The following is an 18,298-nucleotide window of genomic DNA, read 5'->3' as shown; positions in this document are numbered from 1 at the left end:
GTGCTGACCCGGTTGGGGCTGACGTTCGCTGACGTCGACCTGTGGGAGATCAACGAGGCATTCGCGGCGATGGTGCTGTCGACTCTGCACCTGCTCCCGAAGGTGGATCGCGAGCTCGTCAACGTCAACGGTGGCGCTATCGCGATCGGCCACCCGCTCGGCGCCTCTGCGCCGCGTGTGGTGGTGGACCTGTGTCGGGAGCTGAGGCGTCGAGGCGGTGGCCTGGGCGTCGCCGCCGCGTGTGTCGGGGTCGGCCTCGGCCAGGCGGTCGTCGTACAAGTCGACTGAGCAAACGGCGAGCCGGTGCGCCGGCGAACACCCGCCATCCACCCGTGATCGAGCCAGCCGTGATCGAGCCAGCGAGGAGCACCGGATGATCAAGCCGGAGGACTACACCGACGTCACGTATGCCGTGGAGGAGGACGCGTTCGCGGTCATCACGATCAACCGTCCCGACCGGATGAACTCCTTCCGCGGGCGCACGGTCGACGAGCTGCTGTCGGCGTTCAAGCACGCGTGGGCCGACAAGCGGGTGGCGGCCGTGATCCTCACCGGTGCGGGTCAGAAGGCGTTCTGCGCCGGAGGCGACGTCAAGGAGCGGGCGGAGACCGGCAGCTACGGCGAGACCGAGTGGGGCCTGTTCGACATCCAGGGCCTGCACCGCATCATGCGCGAGATCCCCAAGCCGGTCATCGCCGCCGTCAACGGGGTCGCGGTCGGCGGCGGTCACGTCCTCCACGTGATCTGCGACCTGTCGATCGCCTCGGAGACCGCTCGCTTCGGCCAGGCCGGTCCGCGCGTGGGGTCGTTCGACGCCGGGTTCGGCTCGACCTATCTCGCCCGCGTGGTGGGCGAGAAGCGCGCTCGGCAGATCTGGTTCCTGCTCGACCTCTACGACGCGCACACCGCCGAGCGCTGGAACCTCGTCAACGACGTGGTCCCGCCCGAGCAGCTCATGGACAAGGCGCGCGAGTACGCCCGGAAGATCGCGTCGTACTCCCCGACGGCGCTGCGCTTCCTCAAGCACTCGTTCAACGCCGACACCGACCACATCAACGGCATCGGGAACGTCGCCTTCGACGGCCTCGACTTCTTCGTGAAGTCCGAGGAGGGCATGGAGGGCGCCACGGCCTTCGCCGAGAAGCGCACGCCCGACTTCTCGCCCTACCGCTGATCCCAGCAGCAACCTCTGCTTGCAGGAGTTGCTGCTGCAGGCCCAGGTTGCTGCATGCCCCCGCGGCAGCACCTTCTGCTGAGCTGCTGCGGCACGTGAGTTGCTGCGGCGCGTGAGTTCTGCCGTGCGGCGCAGGAATACCTCAGCGGCGGGTGCCTGTTGGCCCCACCATGCGTGCCATCACCTACGACCAGTACGGCGACCCCGACAACCTGACCCTCTCCGACCTGCCCGAGCCGAAGGTCGGTCCGGCCGAGGTGCTGATCCGCGTGCGCAGCGCCGCGGTCAACCCCGTCGACTGGAAGGTCGCCGCAGGGGGTCTCGATGGTCTGATGAACGTCACCTTCCCGGTCATCCCGGGCTGGGACGTCGCCGGCGTCGTCGAGCGGGTCGGCCTCGACACCCCGGAGTTCGAGCCGGGCGACGAGGTCATCGCCTACGCCCGCAAGGACTGGGTGCACGGCGGCACCTTCGCCGAGCTGGTGACCGTGCCGGTGCGCGCCGTGGCCCGCAAGCCCGAGGCCCTCGACTGGCACCAGGCCGCGGGCCTCCCGCTCGCCGGCCTGTCCGCCTACCAGCTCCTCAGCCGCCTCGGCCTCTCCCGTGACGAGACCGTGCTGGTTCACGCTGCCGCCGGTGGGGTGGGCTCGCTCGCGGTGCAGATCGCCAAGGCCACCGGTGCCAGGGTCATCGGCACCGCGTCGGAGGGCAACCACGATCTGCTGCGCGAGCTCGGTGCCGAACCGGTGGCCTACGGCGATGGACTGGCCGAGCGGGTTCGCGAGCTGGCTCCCGACGGTGTCGACGTCGCGGCCGACTTCGTGGGCGGTGTGCTGGACGCCACCCTCGCCGTGCTCAAGGACGGCGGTCGGCACGGCTCGATCGCCGACCCCTCGGTCACCGAGAAGGCTGGTCTCTACGCCTGGGTGCGACCCAACGCCGCCGACCTCCAGGCACTGGCCGACCTCGCCGACAAGGGCCTGCTCACCGTGCCCGTCGCGCAGGTGTTCCCCTTGGAGAGGGCCGCTGAGGCGTTCCGGCTCAGCATGGGCGGCCACGTCCGCGGCAAGATCGCCATCGAGGTGAGCCGCTAGGAGCCGTATGCCGCGTGCGCGCCTTGCCCACGCGGCACACCCGGCCGTGCGCAGGCGGCATACCGGCACTGCCTGGTCGGCCTCGACAGTGCGCTCAGTCGGTGACCGGGTCGTCGCTGCGCGACGAGGCGATCGGGGCAGGCGGAACGGGACGGGTGAGGGTCGGCCCCACCCCGTCGCGGTCGAAGGCGGTGTCGCGGGTGCCCACCTTGCGCGCGGTCGCAAGGTGACCGCCGAGGAAGGCGGAGGCCGTGGCGACGCCCATGCCGGCCAGCGCGGTCGCCACGCCGGTCCGGTGCCGGTCGCGGGTGCGGGCGGCATACGACGTGCCGAGCAGCGCGAGGGCAGCCGTGTTGAGCAGGGCGTGGGCCACGCCGACCCGTCGCTCCGGGTTCGTCGTGTCGTGCCACTCCGCGAAGCCGGTGGCAGCGGTGGGCACCGCCGTGAGCAGCCCGACGCCAAGGAGCCGTCGCGCCGCCTCGCGGGAGCCCTCGCCCCCGAGCAGGTCGAGCACGACCGCGGAGGTCCACAGCCCGACGGGCAGGTCGGTCATCGGGGGGTGGATGGCGTGACCCGCGCCCCTGCCCTGCAGCAGCTCGCGCAGCGGCCGGGACCCCGTCACCGGCGAGCTCACGCGTGCCAGGACGTCGGCGAGGGCATCGGCGGCTCGCCAGCCTTCGACGGCGTGGACGAGCCGCACGAGCGGCGAGCCACCCGATGGCGTGGGCGAGGCGACGTCGGGCAGGTGGGCGGGGCCGGGCTGGGAGGTCATGCCTCCATGTACCCACGGTTGCGCGCCTCACGCACGGCGGGCGGGTGGACGTGGCAGGCGTCCTGCGGAGACGCGAAGAGGCGCCGCTCTGTGAGCGGCGCCTCTCATGCGAAGCGACCCCGACGGGACTCGAACCCGCGACCTCCGCCGTGACAGGGCGGCGCGCTAACCAACTGCGCTACGGGGCCTTGGTGTGCAAGGCACGTACTGCGTATCCCCAACGGGATTCGAACCCGTGCTACCGCCGTGAAAGGGCGGGGTCCTAGGCCGCTAGACGATGGGGACCTGGCTCTCGCCAGACCCTCGCCGCCAGCGAGCAGGGCTCGGATCCGTCGAGGACTCGGAAAGCATACGGGTCGAGGTGCCGAACCTCCAAAACGGGCATCTGCGACCCTTCCGACGCCCTCAGGTGGAGAGTCGCCGGAAGGCCGATCGCACCCAGTCGAGCGCCTCGGCCTCGGAGAGACCGGAGACGGCGGCGCGCGCCACGAACGCCTCGGCGGCCCGGCGCAGGGCGACGTCGTCGCGCTGCGACCCCGCAGCCACGACCGTGCCGGCCCGCCCGGCGGTGGTGACCACGCCGTCCGACTCGAGCTCCCGGTACGCCCTGGCCACCGTGTTGACCGCGAGGCCGAGGTCGGCGGCGAGCGCGCGGACGGGCGGAAGCCGCTCTCCCTCGGCGAGGGCCCCGGCCTCCACCAGGGCCGTCACCTGTCGCCGGATCTGCTCGAACGCCGGCGGGTTGACCGACTCGTGGTCGATCTCGAGGCGCGGGAGTGTCATGACGCCGCCCACTCGACGAGCCTGTCCGCGTGCCACGTGTTGATGATCCGCTCCTCGGGCACCCCGAGCCTCTCGGCGCGCTCGCAGCCCAGCACCTTGAAGTCGAGCTGCCCGGGGGCGTGGGCGTCGGAGTCGATCGAGAAGAGGCAGCCCGCCTCCAGGGCCAGCGCGACCAGCTCGTCGGGCGGGTCGCAGCGCTCGGGGCGGCTGTTGATCTCGACCGCGACGTCGTTCTCCGCACAGGCCTCGAAGACCGCGCGGGGGTCGAACTCCGACTGGGGCCGGGTGCCACGGGAGCCGGTGACGAGCCGGCCGGTGCAGTGGCCCAGGACGTTGACGCGCGGGTGCTGCACGGCGGCGACCATCCGGCGGGTCATGGGGCCGGCATTCATGCGGAGCTTGGAGTGCACGCTCGCCACGACCAGGTCGAGGCGGCCCAGCATCTCCTCGCTCTGGTCGAGCGAGCCGTCGTCGAGGATGTCGACCTCGATGCCCTTGAGCAGGTGGAACTGGCCGCCGAGGGAGGCGTTCACCTTGTCGATGACGCCGAGCTGCCTGGCCAGCCGGTCGGCGGACAGCCCGTTGGCGACCGTGAGCCGCGGCGAGTGGTCCGTCAGCACGAGGTAGTCGTGGCCGAGCTCGACGGCCGTCAGCACCATCTCGTCGATCGGGCTGCCGCCGTCGGACCAGTCGGAGTGGGTGTGGCAGTCGCCCCGGAGCGCGGACCGCAGCTGCTCGCCGCCCTCGACCAGCGGCTCGGCGGCCTTGTCCTGCAGCGATTCCAGGTATGCCGGGAGGTCACCTCCCAGCGCCTCCGCGATGACCCCGGCAGTGGACTTGCCGATGCCCTGCAGGTCCTGGAGGGTGCCGGCCTCGGCGCGCGAGGCGAGCTCGTCGGGGTCGATGCCCCGCACCACGCCCACGGCCCGCCGGAACGCCTCGACCCGGTAGCTCCCGGCGCGGCTGCGCTCGAGCAGGAAGGCGATGCGCCGAAGCGCGTCGGCGGGTGGGACCGGCGCCGTCAGCGGCGCGATGGCGGCGACCACGCGAGCCGCCTCAGGCCTTGAACTGCCGCTTGATGTAGGCGTCCCAGACGCGGTCACCACCGAGCGTGCGCGCCCCGATCAGTGCGCGCGCCGCGGGCGTGACGACGTAGCGGCTGCGCGGCCGGCTGGACTCGACGGCGGACAGCACGACGCGCGCGACGCTCTCGGGCCCCGCCGCGAGCAGGGAGTTGCCGTAGCTTGCGGAGGTGCTCGCGGCATTGCTCGCGAGCAGCGCGGCATACGGCGAGTCGCCCTGTGACCCGGCGCCACTGGCGACGGTGGCGTGCACTCCCTCCTCGAAGGCGGTGCGGATGAGGCCGGGCTCGATGAGGACGACGTCGATGCCGAAGCCGCGGACCTCGTTGCGCAGGGCGTCGCTGATGGCCTCCACCGCGTACTTGGTCGCGTGGTAGTACCCGCCGACGGGGAAGGTGATCCGCCCGCCCATGGAGCCGATGTTGACGACCCGGCCGCGGCCGGCGCGGCGCATGCCTGGGAGGACGAGCTGCGTGAGTCTCGCGAGGCCGAAGACGTTGGTCTCGAACATCGCTCGGACCTTGTCGAGGTCGGTCTCCTCGATCGTGCCGTACTCGCCGTACCCGGCGTTGTTGACGAGGGTCCCGACCCGGCCGTGCTGGGCCTCGACCTCCTTGACCGCGGTGGCCATGGACTCCTCGGAGCTGACGTCGAGCGCGAGGGTGCGCGCGCCGGCGGCCTCGAGGTCGGCCAGCGTCTCGGGACGGCGGGCGGTGGCGTACACGGTGTGGCCGGCCTTGACCAGCAGGTCCGCGGTTGCGGCGCCGATGCCCGAGGAGCAGCCGGTGATGAGGACGGGGTCGAGGGACGTCGTTGGCATGACGTCAGTCTGGCGCATCGGCCCTTGGCGGTCGCGCCTGCGGGGCTGTGGAGCCGGTCGCCGGTCGCGCCGCGGTCGCCGGTGCTCGGGCTCAGCCCCCGACGATGTCCCCGAGAGCGCCGAGCAGCCGGTCGACGTCGTCGTCGCTGGTGTACGGCGCGAGGCCGATCCGGACGGCGCCCCCGTCACCGAGACCGAGGGCCCGGGAGGCCTCGATCGCGTAGAAGGAGCCGGCGGGGGCGTTGATGTTGCGCTCCGCCAGCCCGTTGCGGACGGCCTGCGAGTCGTGGCCCTCGAAGCGGACCAGCAGGGTCGGCGTCCGACGTGCCGCGCGCGAGTGGACGACTGCGGCCGGCAGCTCGGCCAGGCCCTCCTCGATCCGGCGCCGCAGGCGGTCCTCGTGCTCCTCGACGACCTGCATGGCGCTGAGCAGCCGGGTCCGCCGGCTTCCGGCCTCGGCCAGGGGCGAGAGGGCGGCGATGAAGTCGACGGCGGCCGTCGTCCCTGCCAGCAGCTCGTAGGGCAGGGTGCCGAGCTCGAAGCGCTCCGGGACCTCGTTCGTCGAGGGCAGCAGCTTGTCGGGGTGCAGCGTCTCGAGGAGCTCCGGGCTCGCGGCGAGGACGCCGCAGTGCGGCCCCATGAACTTGTAGGGCGAGCAGGCGAAGAGGTCGGCGCCGAGCTCACGCAGGTCGACCCCGACGTGGGCGGTGTAGTGGACCCCGTCGACGTAGAGGAGGGCGCCCGTGCCGTGGACGAGGTCGGCGATGGCGGGCAGGTCGGGCCGCGTGCCGATGAGGTTGGAGGCCGCGGTGACGGCCACGAGCCGGGTGCGTTCGGTGAGGAGGTCCCCGACGGCGTGGGCGGGCAGCTCGCCGGTCCGGGTGTCGAACTCGGCCCAGCGCACCCTCGCCCCGGCGCGCTCGGCCGCCTGCACCCAGGGGCGGATGTTGGCGTCGTGGTCGAGCCGGGTGACGACCACCTCGTCACCCGGTGACCAGGTCGCCGCGAGCGTGCGCGCCATGTCGTAGGTGAGGGCCGTCATGCTCCGCCCGAACACGACGCCGCGCGGGTCGGCCCCGAGCAGGTCGGCCATCGCCCCGCGCGCGTCGAGGACGACCTGCTCAGCCCGACGCTCCGCACGGGTGGTGGTGCCCCGGTTGGCGATCGCTGAGGTCAGGGTCTCGGCGACGGCGGCGCCGACCACGTCCGGGACCTGTGACCCCCCGGGTCCGTCGAAGTGGGCCGCGCCCTCCTTCAGGGCGGGGAAGTGGGCTCGGAGCGCGTCGACGTCGAGGCTCATGCGCCGATCCTGTCAGGTGGCTGACGGTCAGGCCGCGTCGAGGGTGTAGCGGACGACTCGGTTGCCCTCGCGCACGACCACCGCCCCACGCTCGAGGCGGAGCACCGTGAGGCGTTCTCGCGAGACGAGGCGGGCCACACGCCCGCCGCTGGCCGCGTCGGTGACCTCGAGGGCCCACGCCGGCTCACCGCCGCGGAACGGGTTGGGGCCCAGGGGGACGTCCTCGCGGACGCTCGCGACCCTCCCGGCCGTCACGAGACCGCTGCGGGAGCCCGGCGCCGCGCCGGCACCTCCGGCCCGGCCGTCGGCCAGTGCCAGCCGCGTCCACCGCCCCTGCCGCTGCACCCACAGCTGGCCGTCCTCGACGAACCACTCCTGCGGCCGCGCGGTCTGGCAGGGCTCCTCGCTGATGCGGGTCCAGGCCGGCCGCGGGGTGGGGTACAGGCTCGTCACGCAGCGGGCGCCGCTGACGTGGGTGACGGCGACCGGGCCGTCGGGCAGCGGAAGAACCGCCTGCCCCGGCACGATCGTGCGCTGCCCGGTGACGGGGTCGACGAGGAACACGCCGTCACCGGCAGCGGGCGGCTTCATCGCTGCGAGTGCGGGCAGGGAGCCGCCTGGGCCGGTCAGGGGTGGGGTGTCGGCGGTCTGGCCGGGCGCCTCCGTGGCCCAGTCCTGTCGACCGCGGCCGTTGACACCGAGCAGCCGGCAGCTCCCCGGCTGCCCCGCCGGGCACACCCGCAGGACGGTCTGCCCTCGGGCGGCGGCGAGGGGCGTCACCGTGCTGGGCCGGGCCGGGCGCCACGTCCACCGAGCAGTGGCATCGAGCCGCACGGAGTCGACGCGGCCCTCGCCCACGACGATCATCCGGTCGTCGGCGACGAACCGCGTGCCGCCGGTGACGGATCCGAGGCGGACGGTCCTGCCCGTGACGAGGTCGACCGAGGTGTTGTCCGGGCTGACCAGTGCCCTCCCGGCCACGACGGTCCCGTCGAGGGACGGTGCCGCCCAGTCGCCGCTCAGGCCCTCGCTGCCCGGGCGGGTGAGGGCCGGCACGACGACCGCCGAGGCTGCCACCAGCGCCGCGCCCGCCGCCGCGAGCCACCCCGGGGCGCGGCGACGGAGGGCCAGCCCGAGTGCGGCGGCCAGCAGCAGTGAGCCCACGACGTATGCCGCGGGGTTGGGGAGCACGATCCCCAAGGCAGCCAGCGCCAGGCCAGCGGCGGTGCCGGCGCTGGGGGCCAACCCTGCCGGGGTGCGGCGCGGTCCGTGCGGGGCTGACGGGTGCCGGCGCCTCACGCGGTCGGGGTGGTCGGCGAGGTGGGCGGCGTGGTGGGCGGCGCGGGGTTCTGGCGGGGTCGGATGCGCACGTGCGGCAGCTCGGGGGCCGGCAGCCGCTGCACCGGCCCCTGGTAGCCCTCGACGCTGCCGAAGCGCTCGGTCCCGGCCTGCCAGTCCGCGCGGAACCGCTCGATCTCCTCATGGCTGCGGCCCACGAAGTTCCACCACATGAGGATGTCCTCCTCGAAGGGGGTGCCCCCGAGCAGGAGGAGCCGGCCCGGCTGGTTGTCGCCGTTGGCGAGGCTGAGCGTCGTCGGGCCCGGGCCGATGAAGCCCAGGTCCGCACGGCCGAGTGGGGTGCCCTCCATGGAGAGGCCCGCGGTGTCGGCGAGGACGCCGTGCTCGAAGGTCGGGTCGACGTCGAGGGCGACGACGGCGCCGGGATCGAGGGTGAGCTCGGCACCCACGAGCGGTGTGAAGGTGCGCACCGGCGAGGTGTGACCGAGCAGGGTGCCGAGGAACACCCGGACGGTGGCGCCGTCGATCCGGAGGGGGGCGGGGACGTGGTGTTGGAGGTCCCGCGGGGCATCGCGGGCGTGCTCGGGCAGGGCCACCCACAGCTGGACGCCGTGCAGCACCTCCGTGCCGGGCGTCGAGACCTCCGAGTGGCAGATGCCGCGCCCGCCGGTCATGAGGTTCATCTCGCCGGGTCGGACCAGCGCGTGGTTGCCGCCGCTGTCGCGGTGCTCCACGTCCCCGGCGAACAGCCAGCTCACGGTCTGCAGGCCGGTGTGGGGGTGGGGCGGGACGTCCATCCCGCCCGAGGACGCCACGTCGTCGGGGCCGTAGTGGTCGGCGAAGCACCATGCTCCGATGAGCGAGCGCCGGCGCTGCGGGAGGGTCCGGCGCACCGTCATCGCCCGCGGCCCGCCGAGCGGCACGTCCCGGGCGGTGAGCACCTCGACCACGGGACGCCCGCCGGACTGCGGCGCCGGCTGGTGCTCACACTCCGTCTCGACCGGGCGGGTCTCGACGTTGCTCATGCGGCCCAGTCTCGCACCCGTTACGCAACTGACCACGCATGCGATCAGTGACGTAGTCCCGGCGACCGCGCAGGGCGGTGCCCGCCCCGCAGGGCTCGCCCGCCCCGCAGGGCTCGCCTGCCGCCCACTCGCTGGCCGCGGCTCGCCAGCCGCCAACTCGGGAGGAAGCGATCAATTGGTCCAACCACTTGACCACTGGACCTGATCCGCGAGAGCCTGCGGGTCATGGCTGATCCCGGGTTCGGACCTGTCGCTCGCCGTTCGGTCTCGGACGAGGTGTTCTCGGAGCTGCGCGACGCGATCCTCACGGGCCGCTTCGCGCCGGGCGACCTGCTGCCGCCCGAGCGCGACCTGGCCGCCTCCTTCGTCGTCAACCGGCACGCAGTGCGCGAGGCCCTCCAGCGGCTTCAGCAGGCCTCGATGGTGCGTGTCGTGCAGGGCGGTGGGACCCGCGTCCTCGACGTCCGCAGCAGCGCCGGCCTCGACCTGCTCGCCCACGTCGCCCGCGCCTCCGACCAGCCGGACCCGGCGATCATCCGCGACGGCCTCGAGATGCGGCGGTGCATCGGTGTCGAGGCGGCCCGGCTCGCCGCGACCCGCGCAGACCCGGCAGCGCGCCGGCGCATCGTGGCCGCGGCCGCGGATTACCGATCGGCGCCTGCTGGGGCCGAGCCGGACCGGGCCTTCTGGCTGGAGGTGGTCGAGGCGAGCGGCAACCTCGCCTTCCGGCTGGCCCTGAACAGCCTGGTGCAGGCCATTGACGCCCGGCCGGGGGTGATGGACCCGCTGCTCCGGGACGACCGGGCCGACACCCTGCCGCACGCGGTCCTCGCGCAGGCCATCGTCGAGCGCGACGCCGACCGGGCCGCCGCGGAGGCCGAGCGCATCCTCACCCAGGCGCTCGAGGCCTGGAGTCGCGGCCAGCGCCGCGCGCGCCGCCAGGGGCAGGGGGCGTCGTGATCGACATCATCCGGGCCGCGATCCCCTTCTTCGTCCTGTTCATCGTCGTCGAGATCGCCTCGCTGTGGCTGGCGCCGGACGACGACGAGGTCGGCTACGAGGTCCGCGACACACTCACCAGCCTCAGCATGGGCCTGGGCAACGTCGTCGTCGGGATCGGCTACAAAGCCGTTGCTCTCGTTGCCTATTCGGCGCTGTATGCCGTGACGCCCCTACGCCTCGACACCGGTCTGTGGTGGGTGTGGGTGGTGGTCTTCTTCGCCGATGACCTCGCTTACTACTGGTTCCACCGCGCCCACCACGAAGTGCGCATCCTGTGGGCGAGCCACGTCGTGCACCACTCGAGCCGGCACTACAACCTCTCGACCGCGCTGCGGCAGACCTGGACGCCGTTCGGGTCGCTGGTCTTCTGGGCGCCGCTCGCGCTGGTGGGCGTCCCGCCCTGGGCGATCTTCCTGGTGCAGTCGGTGTCCCTGCTCTACCAGTTCTTCCTCCACACCGAGCGCGTGGGCCGCCTGCCCCGCCCTGTGGAGTGGGTGATGAACACCCCCTCGCACCACCGGGTCCACCACGGCGTGAACAACGCGTACCTCGACCGGAACTACGGCGGCATCCTCATCGTCTGGGACCGGCTGTTCCGCACCTTCGAGCCCGAGGGTGAGCGGGTCGTCTACGGGCTGACGACGCAGCTGCGCACCTTCAACCCGCTGGTCGTGGCCACCCATGAGTACGTCGCGATCTGGCGCGACCTGAGGGCGGCTCGGCGTTGGCGCGACCGGGCCGGGTTCGTCCTGCGCGGGCCGGGGTGGCGGCCCGCGCGCTGACCGGCCCCGGCACCCGGGGGTGCCGGGGCCGAGGGGCGGCTCCGCAGGGTTCTGGCTCAGTCGGTCGCGCCGGTGAGCTCGGGGCGACGGGCGAGGAGGAGGCCCAGCGCGGCATACCCGACCAGCAGGTGGGTGGCGCCGACCCAGCGTGCGACGCCGTCGCCGAGGATGGCGAACGTCGGCACCGTCACCACGGCCCAGGTCTCCGCGACGAGCGGGTACCAGCGCAGCGCGCCCTGCCAGCGGCCGGCCGCGGCGACCTTGATGCCGATGACGAACATGCCGAGCATCGACAGCGGCCAGAAGACGTCCAGGATCATCACCGGGATGCTGCTGCCGATGCTCTCGGGGGCGATGCCGTGGATCAGGGACCACAGCGACGCGAGCCCGAGCAGGACGTACTCGACCTTGATCATCGCGCGGGCCTTCCTGGTCACGCCGGTGGCCCCGGTGCGGAGCATGGCCGTCAGCAGGGCGAAGACGCCGAGCTGGAAGGCGAGTCCGGTCAGGTCGCCCACCCGCGCCCCCACGCCCTCCGCGTTGGGGCCGAAGACGAACATCGAGGCGGACCACACCAGGGCCCCGGCGGTCAGCGCGGTGCCCAGGCGCCGGATCGTGCGAGTGCTGACGCCGGAGGCCGGGTCGCTCGCCGGGCGGGTGACGGCGCCAGCCCCTGAACGGATCTGGGTGTGGGCATCGGTGCGGGCGTCGGTGCGGGCGTCGGTGCGGGCCGGGGCCGGCGTGGTGGACAGGGTGTCGCTCATGGCGAGCTCCTTCGTGTGGTGGGTGCGGTGCCGAGTGCTCCGCCTGGGACCACAGTCGGGGTCGGGCGTCCCGGGCCCACAGTGTCGCGAGTCCGCTCCGCCGTCCCGAGAAATGTCCCGGCCGACCCGGGACGCCAATCACCGGACAACGGGACATCCGTCTTGCGACCATGTCGGCTGTGACCAGTGAGGGGAGGGCTTCGCGCGGGAGCCGGGCGGGGACGGCCATCGCCGTCTGCGCCGTCCTGCTGTCGGTGGCGACCCTGCTGCTGGACATCGCGAACGCCGACAGCGACATCCCCAGCACGGCCGCCCTCAGCGCCGGCTGGCTCGGTGCCCTCACCGGCCTGGCCCAGGTCGTTCCCGGCGCGCTCCTGCTGCAACGGCTGCCGCGTCACCCCGTCGCCTGGATCCTCGTCGCCTCGGGCAGCTTCTGGGTCGTCGACTCGTTCTGCGCCAGCTGGACGGGATATGCCGTCTTCACCCAGCCCGGGCTGCCGGGGGCGTCCGCGACCTTCTACGTCTACCAGCGGCTCGGGGCCGCGCTGCTCCTGGGCCTCCCGCTCCTCCTGCTCGTCTTCCCGTCCGGGCGGCTCCCCGCCGAGCCGTTCTGGCGGCGGCTGTCGCTGGCGAGCATCGCGCTCACCGCCCTGCTGCCGGCGGTCCTCGCGGTGGTGCCGTCGTCGGTGGCGGAGGAGTTCGCCGGTCAGCCGCTGCCGCCCGAGCTGAAGGGCCTCAACCTCGACCCGGTGAGCATCGAGCTCCCCTACGGCGTGTGGCAGGTCCTGCTCACCACGGCGTATGCCGGGGTCTTCCTCAGCCTGGTCGTCCCCCTGCTCGTGGTGGTCCGGCGCTACCGCGCCTCCGACGACGTCGGGCGGGCGCAGCTGCGCTGGCTCGTCTGGGCGGCGGTGGTCGACCTCCTGGCGATCGTCGCGGGCATGCTCTCGCCGGACCCGGTCGCGGGAGTGCTCCTCGCGGTGGCCGTGGCCTGCACGTCGGTGGCGGTCGTCGTGGCGGTCACGCGGCACCGCCTCTACGACGTCGACCGGCTCATCTCCGCGACGGTTCTCTACGGCCTCCTTGCGGCCGCAGTCGTGGCGGTAGACGTTGTGGTGTTCGCGCTCGCGGGCGCCGTTCTGGGGCAACGGGACTCGGCGCTGGTCGCGATCGCGGTCGTGGCAGGGCTCTACGCGCCACTGCGGGGCTGGCTGGGCGGGCTGGTGCAGCGGGCGCGCCGCGGCTCGCGCGACAACCCGTATGCCGTCGTCTCGGCCCTGGCCGAGCAGCTCGAGGTGTCGTCCGCGCCGGAGCAGCAGCTGCTGGCGGTCACCCGGGCGGTGGGGGAGGCCTTCCGGTCGCCCTACGTCCGGATCGAGATCGAGCGGCCGTCGGGGGAGAAGCAGGTCGTCGAGCACGGGCACCGCGCCGGCCGCGAGGTGGTGCTCCCGGTGGCCTACCGCGGTGAGCACATCGGGCAGCTCACCCTGTGCCCCGGCGGCCGCTCGGAGCTGTCCGAGCATGACCAGAGGCTGCTCGGCGACGTGGTGCGGCAGGCCGCTGCAGCGGCCCGGGCCAGCGAGCTCAGCGCCGGGCTGCAGGCGATCCGGGAGCAGCTGGTCACCACGCGCGAGGAGGAACGCCGCCGGCTGCGGCGCGACCTGCACGACAGCCTGGGGCCGAGCCTGGGGGCGGTCACGCTGCGGATCGAGACCGCCCGCAACCTCGCCTCCAGCAGGCCCGCGGAGGCGGACCGCCTGCTCGAGGCGGCGACCGCCGACGTGGCGGCCGTGCTGGCCGACGTGCGCCGGCTGGTGCACGACCTGCGGCCCCCGGCGCTGGACGAGCTCGGTCTCGTCCGGGCGATCGAGCAGCTCGCCCGGCGGCTGGAGTCGCCCACGCTGGTGGTCACCGTGGACGGTGCAGCCATGGCCGGCGCCGACCTGCCCGCGGCGGTCGAGGTGGCGGCGTTCCGCATCGTCTCGGAGGCGCTGAACAACGTGGTGCGGCACTCGGGCGCGCGCCGCTGCACCATCAGGCTCGGGGTCGCGGGCGGCCCCGACGGGCACGGCGACGGGTGGAACCCGCACCGAGGCCCCGGTGCGCGGGGTGGTCCGGGAGGCCACGCGCTGGAGGTCGAGGTGCGCGACGACGGCCGCGGCATACCGGCCGATGCCGTGGCGGGAGTCGGCATGCTGTCGCTCCGGGAGCGGGCTGCCGAGCTCGGGGGGTCGGCGTCGGCCGAGTGCCCCGACGGGGGCGGGACGGTCGTGCGGGCTGCGCTGCCGTTCACTGGGATGGGTGCCACCGGTGCGGTGGCCCGAGGGGGGAAGGACGTGACGGTGGATGTCGGATGAGGCGATCAGGGTGGTGCTGGCGGACGACCACCCGGTCTATCGCGACGGGCTGGCGGCGCTGCTGTCCTCGGTCGACGGGCTGGAGGTCGTCGGGACGGCGGCGAACGGCGCGGACGCGGTCGGGCTGGCGGCCGAGCTGCAGCCGGATGTCGTGGTCATGGACGTGCAGATGCCGGTCCTCGACGGCATCGAGGCGACGCGGCAGGTGACGGCGGCCAGCCCGCACATCGGCGTGGTGGTGCTGACGATGGCCGAGGAGGACGCGACGTTGTTCTCCGCCATGCAGGCGGGCGCGCGGGGGTACCTCCTCAAGGGGGCGAACCAGGCCGAGATCACGCGTGCCGTGGTGGCGGTCGCCCGGGGCGAGGCGATCTTCGGCCCGGCCATCGCCCGGCGGATCGCCGAGTTCTTCGCCGCGGCACCGGCGGACGGCGCCGGCGAGCAGGCCTTCCCGCAGCTCACCGCGCGGGAGCGGGAGATCCTCGAGCTCGTCGCGGCGGGGAGGTCCAACGCGCAGATCGCGTCGGCGCTCTTCCTGTCCCCGAAGACGGTGCGCAACAACGTGTCCAACATCTTCGCCAAGCTCCACGTGGCCGACCGCGCTGAGGCGATCGTGCGGGCCCGCGACGCGGGGCTCGGGCGGTAGGGCTACGGGACCGGCTGGGCCTTCGGGAGGAGCGGGCGCCCGGACGCGGCGTCGAGGACAGGGCGGTCGCCGACGGGTTGCCGGAGGGGCACCGTCACCTCCTGCAGGCGCAGCATCGCGTTGCAGGCCTGGTCGGGCGACGGGCCGAGCGCCGTTCCCCCGACGACGACCACGTCCCGGGTGTCCACCACGTGCGGGCGGAGGTCTGTGTCGCAGTCGCCGCTGCCGAGGGTGACGGTGAGGCTCGTGTCCGTGTGGGAGACGACGTCCTGGCCGAACAGCAGGATCCGGCGGCCGTCGGAGGGTGCGGACGGCAGGCCCTTGGGCTCGAAGTCCGAGGGCTCCATGGCCCCGTCGACGGACACCCGCACGATCGCCTGGCGCAGACCCTGGACGGTGAACGCCCAGGCGGGGACCTCGGCGGGGCCGCGTGCCGTGCTGATCGTCGTCGTCGCCGGTTTCACCGCCGTGACCGTCACCCAGTCGCAGGTGCCTCGGCCGTCCTCGGGGGTGGGGCAGGGTCCCGACCGGGGGTTGACCATGCCGTCGTATGCCGCCTGCGCGTCGAGGGTGCGCACCGGCACCACGGTGCCGTCGGCGTACCGCACCTCGCCGGTGCCGGGGGCGGTTGGCAGCGCCGTGGCCGTCCGGACCCAGCCGCCGTAGAAGGCGGCCTTGAGGGTGCCGCGGGGAGCCCAGTCCGGCTCGACGGTCAGGCCCTGGGCGGGAACGACCGCCGTGCGCCAGCGCTCGAGCAGGTCGGCCTCGGACCAGGCCCCGACGACCTGCTGGGCCCGTTGCTGGAAGAGGGCGTCGGCGTCACCGGCCGCGGTGTCGCCGACCGATCCGCAGCCGGCAGGCAGGAGGGCGGCGAGCGCGGTGAGGGCGGTGAGGGCAAGGGGGCGGGCCAGTCGCGGCATGACGGTTGGACGACGGCGAGGCCGGGTTCGCTCCGTAGCGGCGCGTCGGCAACACCCGGCGTGCAGGGGTGGGGCAGACCCCCGACAGCCGCGTCGCCTCCTGTGGGCATCCGCAAGCGGGTGCTGCGAGCATCGGGAAACGAGCGAGCGCCCTCCGGCCGGGGGGAGTCGGAGGGCGCTCGGCGTGCAGCGGACCGGGGTGGGGGGACCCCTGCGGGCGTGTGCCTCGCGCTGCAGGAGGCATCGTAGGCGAAAACTTGGAAGCGCATACACGATGTGCCTCGAACTTCTCCCGACCGGGTCCACGTCGGCGGGCCTCACCCCGATGAGGGTTGTGCGGCGCGCAGGCCGGTTGAAGCGTGACAGGTGTCCGTGACGACACCGAAGGAGGACCAGATGAGTCGCTACATGTTCATTGCCCGATACGACAGCGCCGGGGTCAAGGGGGTCGTGTCCAAGGGCGGCAGCGCTCGGGCTGCGGTCATCGAGAAGCTGGCGGCCGACCTCGGCGGCCGCATGGAGTCCTTTGACTTCGCCTTCGGCGAGGACGACGTGTACACGCTCGTCGAGCTGCCCGACAACAAGGCTGCGGCTGCTGTCGCCCTCGCAGTGAACTCGACCGGGCTGGCCCATGTCCGGACGGTGGTGTTGATGAGTCCGGAGGAGGTCGACGCCGCCACCAGGCAGGACGTCAGCTATACGCCGCCCGGCCAGTGACGCCGACAGGTGCCGGCCCGCCCGCCGTCAGTGGTCAGGGCGGCCTCGGGCCGGTGCCGCCCGGGTGAGAGAGGACAGGGCAGCGATGGAGCACATCACCGCAGACGACCTCCGCCGGGTCGTTGCCGACGTGGCCGAGACCGGGACGTACGGTTGCTTCGAGTACCAGGGCATCGCCCTTGGCCTGTACAGCGATGAAGCTGGACTGCTGGACTGGTTCGCCGAGTTCTTCGGCGGCTACTTCACCGTCACGAGCAACCACGACACCGATGCCGTGGTCCACAGCAGCCAGGATCCCGCCGTCTTCGAGCGCCTCAAGGGTTGGGCGACCGCCTTCGGGCGGCCTCGCTCAGACGATGAGACCGAGTATGCCGTCGATGCACAGCACTGCGTCATCTACAGCCGCGAGGTCGACGAGGAGAAGGGCACGGTCGAGGAGAACTGCTTTGTCCTCGTGCAGCCGGGCAGGAGCGTGCTGGTCGCGTCTCCCGGCACGCTCGAAGACCGCCAGAAGGCCGTGAAGCGCTCGGTCCGCAACATGATGAAGCTGCTCATGATGGAAGCGGGCTGGCTGCCGTTCCACTCGGCAGCGTGCAGGTGGAATGACACCGGGATCTGCATTCTCGGAGGCAAGTACGCGGGCAAGACCAGCACGCTCGTCAACCTGCTCGCCCATCCCGGCGCACGGCTCGTCAGCAACGACACGTTGTTCCTGCGCGATGGCGGCGCCTTCATCGAAGGGTGCGGCTTTCCCAACAAGGCGGGGCTGCGTATCGGCGCGCTGGTGGCGTACCCGCGACTGGTGGACTGGATCGAGAAGACGACCGACTCGTTCTACCCGCAGATCGATGCCACGACGTTCCGCGACATCGTTGCGACGACACCGGCTGACGAGCTGGGCAGGAGGTCGGAGAAGATCGTGCTCCTGTCCACCGAGCTTGCCGAGCAGTTCGACATCCCGATCGAGCACGTCACACCCATCGAGCTCTTCCTCGTCGTCCAGTTCGACCCGGCGCTCGAGCAGTCTCGTCTGGTGCCCGTGACGGATCCACGGCTGATGAGAGAGCTCCTGGCCGTCAACTTCCGCAGCCTGGCCAAGGAGAAGCAGGACTTCCTCCAGCGCTTCTTCGCCTTCGACGACGACGCGCTCCAAGCCGCCCTGGACGCGATGCTGGAGAAGTTCTCCTCGACAGTGGCGGTGCACGAGCTGTACCAGAACGCGAACACGAACGAGCACTCGGCAGAGCTGGTCAAGCGGCTGACACGGCAGATACGTGAGCACGCCTGAGTGGCGGGTGCAGGGGTGCGGGCCGCCCCCGCCCCGCACCCCTGCCGTCAGGGGATCGGCGCGACTGCCGGCTGGGGAGCGAGCCGCGAAGAGCGGGTGCCCGGCTCGAAGTAACGGATCGGCGTTCGGCGTGCGAATCAGGGCCGGATCGGGCCGTGGGCACGGCAGTGCTGTGGGCCCCGTGGGGCTCGAACCCACAACCTACGGAGTCCTTGTCGGGCCCTCCTCGGGGCCCTCAAAGTGGCTCTGACCTGCATGTTTGTGGGTGCATGGTTGTGGTTGTTCCTACCTGTCCAACCGCCTCGGTGTCCTGTTCGGTGTCCTGCTCGCAGGGCTTTGATGTGGCTAGTGACCGGGCGGGTCTGCGCAGTGACCGGGAAGGTCAGACGCTGGGTGGTGACCGGCTGCGATGCCGGTACGCAGGTCCGGTTCACGGGTTGGAAAGGGCGACCAATGGAGGTGGTGACGGCTGG

Annotated in this window: 17 protein-coding genes, 2 tRNA genes and 1 pseudogene; 9 read left to right on the top strand and 11 right to left on the bottom strand. The window is 72.7% G+C overall.

Annotation, left to right across the window (positions count from 1 at the left end):
* The 3 genes and pseudogenes from VIB11_RS17265 to VIB11_RS17255 form a co-directional block, all read left to right on the top strand.
* Nucleotides 1-288, top strand: a pseudogene (locus tag VIB11_RS17265) (3-oxoadipyl-CoA thiolase); the annotation flags it as partial.
* A gap of 85 nt (nt 289-373) precedes the next feature.
* Nucleotides 374-1,174 (top strand): enoyl-CoA hydratase-related protein, encoded by an 801-nt coding sequence (locus tag VIB11_RS17260; RefSeq protein WP_332057302.1) that lies wholly within the window; start codon nt 374-376, stop codon nt 1,172-1,174.
* A gap of 170 nt (nt 1,175-1,344) precedes the next feature.
* On the top strand, nt 1,345-2,268 hold the full coding sequence (locus tag VIB11_RS17255) for an NADP-dependent oxidoreductase (RefSeq protein WP_332057301.1): 924 nt from the start codon (nt 1,345-1,347) through the stop codon (nt 2,266-2,268).
* A 94-nt stretch (nt 2,269-2,362) separates the two neighbouring features.
* Here the strand turns inward: VIB11_RS17255 and VIB11_RS17250 are convergent, their stop codons facing one another.
* From VIB11_RS17250 to VIB11_RS17210, 9 genes are all read right to left on the bottom strand, one after another.
* Nucleotides 2,363-3,040 (bottom strand): DUF2231 domain-containing protein, encoded by a 678-nt coding sequence (locus VIB11_RS17250; RefSeq protein WP_332057300.1) that lies wholly within the window; start codon nt 3,038-3,040, stop codon nt 2,363-2,365.
* A gap of 114 nt (nt 3,041-3,154) precedes the next feature.
* A tRNA-Asp gene (locus tag VIB11_RS17245) sits at nt 3,155-3,228 on the bottom strand.
* Nucleotides 3,229-3,252: 24 nt separating this feature from the next.
* Nucleotides 3,253-3,325 (bottom strand) — tRNA-Glu (locus VIB11_RS17240).
* Between the two features lie 120 nt (nt 3,326-3,445).
* Nucleotides 3,446-3,823, bottom strand: a complete 378-nt coding sequence (locus tag VIB11_RS17235) for a GntR family transcriptional regulator (RefSeq protein WP_332057299.1) — start codon at nt 3,821-3,823, stop codon at nt 3,446-3,448.
* Nucleotides 3,820-4,869 (bottom strand): PHP domain-containing protein, encoded by a 1,050-nt coding sequence (locus VIB11_RS17230; RefSeq protein WP_332057298.1) that lies wholly within the window; start codon nt 4,867-4,869, stop codon nt 3,820-3,822. The genes VIB11_RS17235 and VIB11_RS17230 overlap by 4 nt, the downstream gene beginning before the upstream one ends.
* A gap of 10 nt (nt 4,870-4,879) precedes the next feature.
* Nucleotides 4,880-5,725, bottom strand: a complete 846-nt coding sequence (locus VIB11_RS17225; RefSeq protein ID WP_332057297.1) for an SDR family NAD(P)-dependent oxidoreductase — start codon at nt 5,723-5,725, stop codon at nt 4,880-4,882.
* Nucleotides 5,726-5,816: 91 nt separating this feature from the next.
* Nucleotides 5,817-7,025 (bottom strand): cysteine desulfurase-like protein, encoded by a 1,209-nt coding sequence (locus VIB11_RS17220; protein WP_332057296.1) that lies wholly within the window; start codon nt 7,023-7,025, stop codon nt 5,817-5,819.
* A 27-nt stretch (nt 7,026-7,052) separates the two neighbouring features.
* Nucleotides 7,053-8,270, bottom strand: coding sequence for a hypothetical protein (locus VIB11_RS17215; RefSeq protein WP_332057295.1), 1,218 nt, complete (start codon nt 8,268-8,270; stop codon nt 7,053-7,055).
* Between the two features lie 50 nt (nt 8,271-8,320).
* On the bottom strand, nt 8,321-9,349 hold the full coding sequence (locus VIB11_RS17210) for a pirin family protein (protein ID WP_332057294.1): 1,029 nt from the start codon (nt 9,347-9,349) through the stop codon (nt 8,321-8,323).
* 225 nt (nt 9,350-9,574) lie between these two features.
* Here VIB11_RS17210 and VIB11_RS17205 point away from each other — a divergent pair, with 225 nt between their 5' ends.
* Together VIB11_RS17205 and VIB11_RS17200 are read left to right on the top strand one after the other, a co-directional pair.
* Nucleotides 9,575-10,309: a FadR/GntR family transcriptional regulator gene (locus VIB11_RS17205; RefSeq protein WP_332057293.1), complete on the top strand. Its 735-nt coding sequence runs from the start codon at nt 9,575-9,577 to the stop codon at nt 10,307-10,309.
* Nucleotides 10,306-11,133, top strand: a complete 828-nt coding sequence (locus VIB11_RS17200) for a sterol desaturase family protein (protein WP_332057292.1) — start codon at nt 10,306-10,308, stop codon at nt 11,131-11,133. Before VIB11_RS17205 ends, VIB11_RS17200 begins: the two co-directional genes overlap by 4 nt.
* Nucleotides 11,134-11,189: 56 nt before the next feature.
* Here VIB11_RS17200 and VIB11_RS17195 read toward each other — a convergent pair whose 3' ends face one another.
* Nucleotides 11,190-11,897, bottom strand: a complete 708-nt coding sequence (locus tag VIB11_RS17195; protein ID WP_332057291.1) for a hypothetical protein — start codon at nt 11,895-11,897, stop codon at nt 11,190-11,192.
* Between the two features lie 179 nt (nt 11,898-12,076).
* On the opposite strand from VIB11_RS17195, the gene VIB11_RS17190 reads away from it, so the two are divergent.
* Together VIB11_RS17190 and VIB11_RS17185 are read left to right on the top strand one after the other, a co-directional pair.
* A complete protein-coding gene (locus tag VIB11_RS17190) occupies nt 12,077-14,254 on the top strand; it encodes a sensor histidine kinase (RefSeq protein ID WP_332057290.1) in 2,178 nt (725 codons plus the stop codon).
* The gene (locus VIB11_RS17185) at nt 14,244-14,900 is read left to right on the top strand and encodes a response regulator transcription factor (protein ID WP_332057289.1); all 657 of its coding nucleotides are present in this window, start codon (nt 14,244-14,246) and stop codon (nt 14,898-14,900) included. The genes VIB11_RS17190 and VIB11_RS17185 overlap by 11 nt, the downstream gene beginning before the upstream one ends.
* Nucleotides 14,901-14,902: 2 nt before the next feature.
* Here the strand turns inward: VIB11_RS17185 and VIB11_RS17180 are convergent, their stop codons facing one another.
* Nucleotides 14,903-15,820 carry a hypothetical protein gene (locus VIB11_RS17180; RefSeq protein ID WP_332057288.1) on the bottom strand — a complete coding sequence of 306 codons (918 nt, stop codon included), beginning with the start codon at nt 15,818-15,820 and terminating at the stop codon, nt 14,903-14,905.
* Nucleotides 15,821-16,216: 396 nt separating this feature from the next.
* Between VIB11_RS17180 and VIB11_RS17175 the strand changes: the two genes are divergently transcribed.
* On the top strand, nt 16,217-16,537 hold the full coding sequence (locus VIB11_RS17175) for a GYD domain-containing protein (protein ID WP_332057287.1): 321 nt from the start codon (nt 16,217-16,219) through the stop codon (nt 16,535-16,537).
* A gap of 85 nt (nt 16,538-16,622) precedes the next feature.
* Nucleotides 16,623-17,825, top strand: a complete 1,203-nt coding sequence (locus tag VIB11_RS17170) for a hypothetical protein (RefSeq protein WP_332057286.1) — start codon at nt 16,623-16,625, stop codon at nt 17,823-17,825.
* Nucleotides 17,826-18,298: the final 473 nt, after the last annotated feature.

Origin of the sequence: Pedococcus sp. (genome assembly GCF_036554925.1) — a bacterium.
Classification (GTDB): domain Bacteria; phylum Actinomycetota; class Actinomycetes; order Actinomycetales; family Dermatophilaceae; genus Pedococcus_A.
The sequence above is the reverse complement of the archived record's forward strand: the minus strand, read 5'-3'. Positions and strand labels throughout refer to the sequence as shown.

Bases quoted from the DNA above. Each gene is read 5' to 3' on its own strand.
- VIB11_RS17210 (WP_332057294.1), bottom strand. From the start codon at position 9,349: ATGAGCAACGTCGAGACCCGCCCGGTCGAGACGGAGTGTGAGCACCAG.
- VIB11_RS17195 (WP_332057291.1), bottom strand. From the start codon at position 11,897: ATGAGCGACACCCTGTCCACCACGCCGGCCCCGGCCCGCACCGACGCC.
- VIB11_RS17250 (WP_332057300.1), bottom strand. From the start codon at position 3,040: ATGACCTCCCAGCCCGGCCCCGCCCACCTGCCCGACGTCGCCTCGCCC.
- VIB11_RS17225 (WP_332057297.1), bottom strand. From the start codon at position 5,725: ATGCCAACGACGTCCCTCGACCCCGTCCTCATCACCGGCTGCTCCTCG.
- VIB11_RS17205 (WP_332057293.1), top strand. From the start codon at position 9,575: ATGGCTGATCCCGGGTTCGGACCTGTCGCTCGCCGTTCGGTCTCGGAC.
- VIB11_RS17175 (WP_332057287.1), top strand. From the start codon at position 16,217: ATGAGTCGCTACATGTTCATTGCCCGATACGACAGCGCCGGGGTCAAG.
- VIB11_RS17185 (WP_332057289.1), top strand. From the start codon at position 14,244: ATGTCGGATGAGGCGATCAGGGTGGTGCTGGCGGACGACCACCCGGTC.
- VIB11_RS17255 (WP_332057301.1), top strand. From the start codon at position 1,345: ATGCGTGCCATCACCTACGACCAGTACGGCGACCCCGACAACCTGACC.
- VIB11_RS17170 (WP_332057286.1), top strand. From the start codon at position 16,623: ATGGAGCACATCACCGCAGACGACCTCCGCCGGGTCGTTGCCGACGTG.
- VIB11_RS17180 (WP_332057288.1), bottom strand. From the start codon at position 15,820: ATGCCGCGACTGGCCCGCCCCCTTGCCCTCACCGCCCTCACCGCGCTC.
- VIB11_RS17260 (WP_332057302.1), top strand. From the start codon at position 374: ATGATCAAGCCGGAGGACTACACCGACGTCACGTATGCCGTGGAGGAG.
- VIB11_RS17220 (WP_332057296.1), bottom strand. From the start codon at position 7,025: ATGAGCCTCGACGTCGACGCGCTCCGAGCCCACTTCCCCGCCCTGAAG.
- VIB11_RS17235 (WP_332057299.1), bottom strand. From the start codon at position 3,823: ATGACACTCCCGCGCCTCGAGATCGACCACGAGTCGGTCAACCCGCCG.